Genomic DNA, 5486 nt, shown 5'->3' with positions numbered 1-5486 from the left:
CAGACCCCTTTGTGGGTTTCTTTGGGTTGATGGATGTCGCGAGTGTCAGCTCGCGGTTCTCGGCCTGGTATCAAGCATCTACGGAGAGTTTGATCCTGGCTCAGGACGAACGCTGGCGGCGTGCTTAACACATGCAAGTCGAACGGGGCTCATCGCTTCGGTGGTGGGTTCAGTGGCGAACGGGTGAGTAACACGTGGGCAACCTGCCCCCGGCTCTGGGATAACTCCAAGAAATTGGGGCTAATACCGGATGTGACCGCTGGCCGCATGGTCTGGTGGTGGAAAGGGTTTCCGGCTGGGGATGGGCCCGCGGCCTATCAGCTTGTTGGTGGGGTAGTGGCCTACCAAGGCGACGACGGGTAGCCGGCCTGAGAGGGTGACCGGCCACACTGGGACTGAGACACGGCCCAGACTCCTACGGGAGGCAGCAGTGGGGAATATTGCGCAATGGGCGGAAGCCTGACGCAGCGACGCCGCGTGGGGGATGACGGCCTTCGGGTTGTAAACCTCTTTCAGCAGGGACGAAGCGGAAGTGACGGTACCTGCAGAAGAAGCACCGGCCAACTACGTGCCAGCAGCCGCGGTAATACGTAGGGTGCAAGCGTTGTCCGGAATTATTGGGCGTAAAGAGCTCGTAGGCGGTTGGTCGCGTCGGCTGTGAAAACCCGGAGCTCAACTCCGGGCCTGCAGTCGATACGGGCCGACTCGAGTGGTGCAGGGGAGACTGGAATTCCTGGTGTAGCGGTGAAATGCGCAGATATCAGGAGGAACACCGGTGGCGAAGGCGGGTCTCTGGGCACCAACTGACGCTGAGGAGCGAAAGCGTGGGGAGCGAACAGGATTAGATACCCTGGTAGTCCACGCCGTAAACGTTGGGCGCTAGGTGTGGGGGCCATTCCACGGTCTCCGTGCCGCAGCTAACGCATTAAGCGCCCCGCCTGGGGAGTACGGCCGCAAGGCTAAAACTCAAAGGAATTGACGGGGGCCCGCACAAGCGGCGGAGCATGTTGCTTAATTCGATGCAACGCGAAGAACCTTACCTAGGCTTGACATGCGCGGAAATCCTCCAGAGATGGGGGGTCCGTAAGGGCCGTGCACAGGTGGTGCATGGTTGTCGTCAGCTCGTGTCGTGAGATGTTGGGTTAAGTCCCGCAACGAGCGCAACCCTCGTTCCATGTTGCCAGCGGATCATGCCGGGGACTCATGGGAGACTGCCGGGGTCAACTCGGAGGAAGGTGGGGATGACGTCAAATCATCATGCCCCTTATGTCTAGGGCTGCAAACATGCTACAATGGCCGGTACAAAGGGCTGCGATACCGCGAGGTGGAGCGAATCCCAAAAAGCCGGTCTCAGTTCGGATTGGGGTCTGCAACTCGACCCCATGAAGTTGGAGTCGCTAGTAATCGCAGATCAGCAACGCTGCGGTGAATACGTTCCCGGGCCTTGTACACACCGCCCGTCACGTCACGAAAGTCGGTAACGCCCGAAGCCGGTGGCCCAACCCCTTACCGGGAGGGAGCCGTCGAAGGCGGGATCGGCGATTGGGACGAAGTCGTAACAAGGTAGCCGTACCGGAAGGTGCGGCTGGATCACCTCCTTTCTAAGGAGCATTGTCGCCGCGCGCCCCGCAGGGGGTGGGCGGTGCAGAGCCGTGCTCGGATCGTGACGGCCGCCCACTACCGGGGGGTCGCGGGTGTTCGAGGCGGTGCTCGAGGGTGGAACGCTGACCAGTTCGGCCGCCGGCGTCCGCCGGCTCCTAGTACGGCGCCCCCCTGGCGGGGGCGCGGGGAACGGGGCCGGGGGGGCCGGGGGGCGTAGGCACGCTGTTGGGTCCTGAGGGAGCGGACCCCGCCGTCGGGTGGGGGTCGGCGTCCTCGTGTCGGGGCCGTCCGGGGTTCCGTACCACCCGCCGCCGTCGCTTCCTTCGGGGAGCGGGGGATGGCGGGGTCGGCGGGGCGAGGTGCCGGGTGGTGGCCGGTTGGTCGTTGAGAACTGCACAGTGGACGCGAGCATCTTCTTTGATTGCAGGCCCGCGCAGATCCGCCGTCGGCGTGCACGTGTGTGTGCCGGTGGAGGGTGTGGGTGGGGTTTGTTGTAGTGGTGTGGCCAAGTTGTTAAGGGCACACGGTGGATGCCTGGGCACCAGGAGCCGATGAAGGACGTAGGAGGCTGCGATAAGCCTCGGGGAGCTGCCAACCGAGCGTTGATCCGAGGATGTCCGAATGGGGGAACCCCGCACCAGTCATGTGGTGTGACCCGCGCCTGAACACATAGGGCGTGCGGAGGGAACGTGGGGAAGTGAAACATCTCAGTACCCACAGGAGAAGAAAACAACCGTGATTCCGTGAGTAGTGGCGAGCGAAAGCGGAGGAGGCTAAACCGTTTCCATGTGAGACCCGGCAGGGGTTGTGGAAGCGGGGTCGTGGGACCGTCCAGCCAGTTCTGCCGGACTGGCGGGGAGTGAGCAAGCGCTGGCGTTAGTGGAAGGCCTCTGGAAGGGGTCGCCGTAGAGGGTGAGAGCCCCGTACACGAAAACGCAGCGCCTCCCGGACGTGTTTCCCAAGTAGCACCGAGCCCGTGAAATTCGGTGTGAATCCGGCGGGACCACCCGCTAAGCCTGAATACTCCCTGGTGACCGATAGCGGACGAGTACCGTGAGGGAAAGGTGAAAAGTACCCCGGGAGGGGAGTGAAATAGTACCTGAAACCGTGTGCCTACAAGCCGTGAGAGCCGGGAACCGTCCCCGTTCGGGGGCGCCGGTGATTGCGTGCCTTTTGAAGAATGAGCCTGCGAGTTAGCGGTACGTGGCGAGGTTAACCCGTGAGGGGTAGCCGTAGCGAAAGCGAGTCCGAACAGGGCGATCCAGTCGCGTGCCCTAGACCCGAAGCCGAGTGATCTACCCATGGCCAGGTTGAAGCGCGGGTAAGACCGCGTGGAGGACCGAACCCACCAGGGTTGAAAACCTGGGGGATGAGCTGTGGGTAGGGGTGAAAGGCCAATCAAACTCGGTGATAGCTGGTTCTCCCCGAAATGCATTTAGGTGCAGCGTCGCGTGTTTCTTGCCGGAGGTAGAGCACTGGATGGCCGATGGGCCCCACAAGGTTACTGACGTCAACCAAACTCCGAATGCCGGTAAGTGAGAGCGCGGCAGTGAGACTGCGGGCGATAAGGTTCGTAGTCGAGAGGGAAACAGCCCAGATCATCGGCTAAGGCCCCCAAGCGTGTGCTAAGTGGAAAAGGATGTGGGATCGCAGAGACAACCAGGAGGTTGGCTTAGAAGCAGCCATCCTTGAAAGAGTGCGTAATAGCTCACTGGTCAAGTGGTTCCGCGCCGACAATGTAGCGGGGCTCAAGCACACCGCCGAAGCCGTGGCACTCCAGCGTCACCCCGCCGGCAGACCTCGGGTCTGGCGGCCAGGGGCTGGGGTGGGTAGGGGAGCGTCGTGTGGCGGGAGAAGCGGCGGAGGAATCCAGCCGTGGACGCCACGCGAGTGAGAATGCAGGCATGAGTAGCGAGAGGGGAGTGAGAACCTCCCCCGCCGGAAGACCAAGGGTTCCTGGGCCAGGCTAATCCGCCCAGGGTGAGTCGGGACCTAAGGCGAGGCCGACAGGCGTAGTCGATGGACAACGGGTTGATATTCCCGTACCCGCGAAGGAACGCCCATGCCGAACCCAGCGATGCTAACCGCCCGAAGCCGTCGGGGTCACTTGTGACCGCGGCGGGGGAGCGCGGGGCCCGACCTGGTAGTAGGCAAGCGATGGGGTGACGCAGGAAGGTAGTTCCGCCGGTGAGTGGTAGGACCGGTGCAAGGGTGTGGCCCGCGCCATAGGCAAATCCGTGGCGCACACAGGGTGAGGCCTGACGCATAGCCGTCTGCGGCGAATGGAATGATCCTATGCTGCCGAGAAAAGCCTCTAGCGAGTTCCGAGCGGCCCGTACCCCAAACCAACTCAGGTGGTCAGGTAGAGAATACCGAGGCGATCGAGCGAACTGTGGTTAAGGAACTCGGCAAAATGCCCCCGTAACCTCGGGAGAAGGGGGGCCCCTTACCGTCAACCGCCTCGCGCGGGGCAGCGGCGGGGGGCCGCAGAGACCAGTGAGAAGCGACTGTTTACTAAAAACACAGGTCCGTGCGAAGTCGTAAGACGATGTATACGGACTGACGCCTGCCCGGTGCTGGAACGTTAAGGGGACGGGTTAGCTCTTCGGGGCGAAGCTCAGAACTCAAGCGCCAGTAAACGGCGGTGGTAACTATAACCATCCTAAGGTAGCGAAATTCCTTGTCGGGTAAGTTCCGACCTGCACGAATGGCGTAACGACTTCTCAGCTGTCTCAACCACAGGCTCGGCGAAATTGCACTACGAGTAAAGATGCTCGTTACGCGCGGCAGGACGGAAAGACCCCGGGACCTTCACTACAGCTTGATATTGGTGTTCGGTTCGGCTTGTGTAGGATAGGTGGGAGACTGGGAAGCGGGCACGCCAGTGCCCGTGGAGTCGCCGTTGAAATACCACTCTGGTCGAATTGGATGTCTAACCTCGGTCCGTGAGCCGGATCAGGAACAGTGTCAGGTGGGTAGTTTAACTGGGGCGGTTGCCTCCCAAAATGTAACGGAGGCGCCCAAAGGTTCCCTCAGCCTGGTTGGCAATCAGGTGTCGAGTGCAAGTGCACAAGGGAGCTTGACTGTGAGACCGACGGGTCGAGCAGGAGCGAAAGCTGGGACTAGTGACCCGGCACCGGCGTGTGGAAGCGGTGTCGCTCAACGGATAAAAGGTACCCCGGGGATAACAGGCTGATCTTCCCCAAGAGTCCATATCGACGGGATGGTTTGGCACCTCGATGTCGGCTCGTCGCATCCTGGGGCTGGAGTAGGTCCCAAGGGTTGGGCTGTTCGCCCATTAAAGCGGTACGCGAGCTGGGTTTAGAACGTCGTGAGACAGTTCGGTCCCTATCCGCCGCGCGCGTAAGAGACTTGCGAAGAGCTGTCCCTAGTACGAGAGGACCGGGACGGACGAACCTCTGGTGTGCCAGTTGTACCGCCAGGTGCACGGCTGGTTGGCTACGTTCGGCAGGGATAACCGCTGAAAGCATCTAAGCGGGAAGCTCGCTTCAAGATGAGGTCTCTCACCGGGTCAACCGGGTAAGGCCCCCGCCCAGACCAGCGGGTTGATAGGCCGGAGGTGGAAGCACCGCGAGGTGTGCAGCTGACCGGTACTAACAGGCCGAGGGCTTGACCACACGACCACCACCACCCCCATCCGCGGGGCCGGCGGCCGGAGAAGACTGGCAGCACGACGCGTCCACTGTGCGGTTCTGAACGCACCAACCACACCCCGGCGGGGTGGTTGACAGGTTCACAGCGTTACGGCGGCCATGGCGAGAGGGAAACGCCCGGATCCATTCCGAACCCGGAAGCTAAGCCTCTCAGCGCCGATGGTACTGCCCCGGAGACGGGGTGGGAGAGTAGGACGCCGCCGGACAACC

At 61.9% G+C, this 5486-nt stretch carries 3 rRNA genes; all 3 read left to right on the top strand.

What is annotated here, in order from left to right:
- The first annotated feature begins 77 nt into the window (after positions 1-77).
- Positions 78-1601 (top strand): 16S ribosomal RNA (locus tag ACI78Z_RS24725).
- A 504-nt stretch (positions 1602-2105) separates the two neighbouring features.
- Positions 2106-5240: ribosomal RNA gene (locus ACI78Z_RS24720) — 23S ribosomal RNA — on the top strand.
- Between the two features lie 125 nt (positions 5241-5365).
- Positions 5366-5482: ribosomal RNA gene (gene rrf / locus ACI78Z_RS24715) — 5S ribosomal RNA — on the top strand.
- Together the 16S, 23S and 5S rRNA genes form the textbook arrangement of a ribosomal RNA operon.
- Positions 5483-5486: the final 4 nt, after the last annotated feature.

This window comes from Geodermatophilus sp. SYSU D01176, from assembly GCF_054050015.1.
This window is presented reverse-complemented; position numbering and strand designations above follow the sequence as displayed.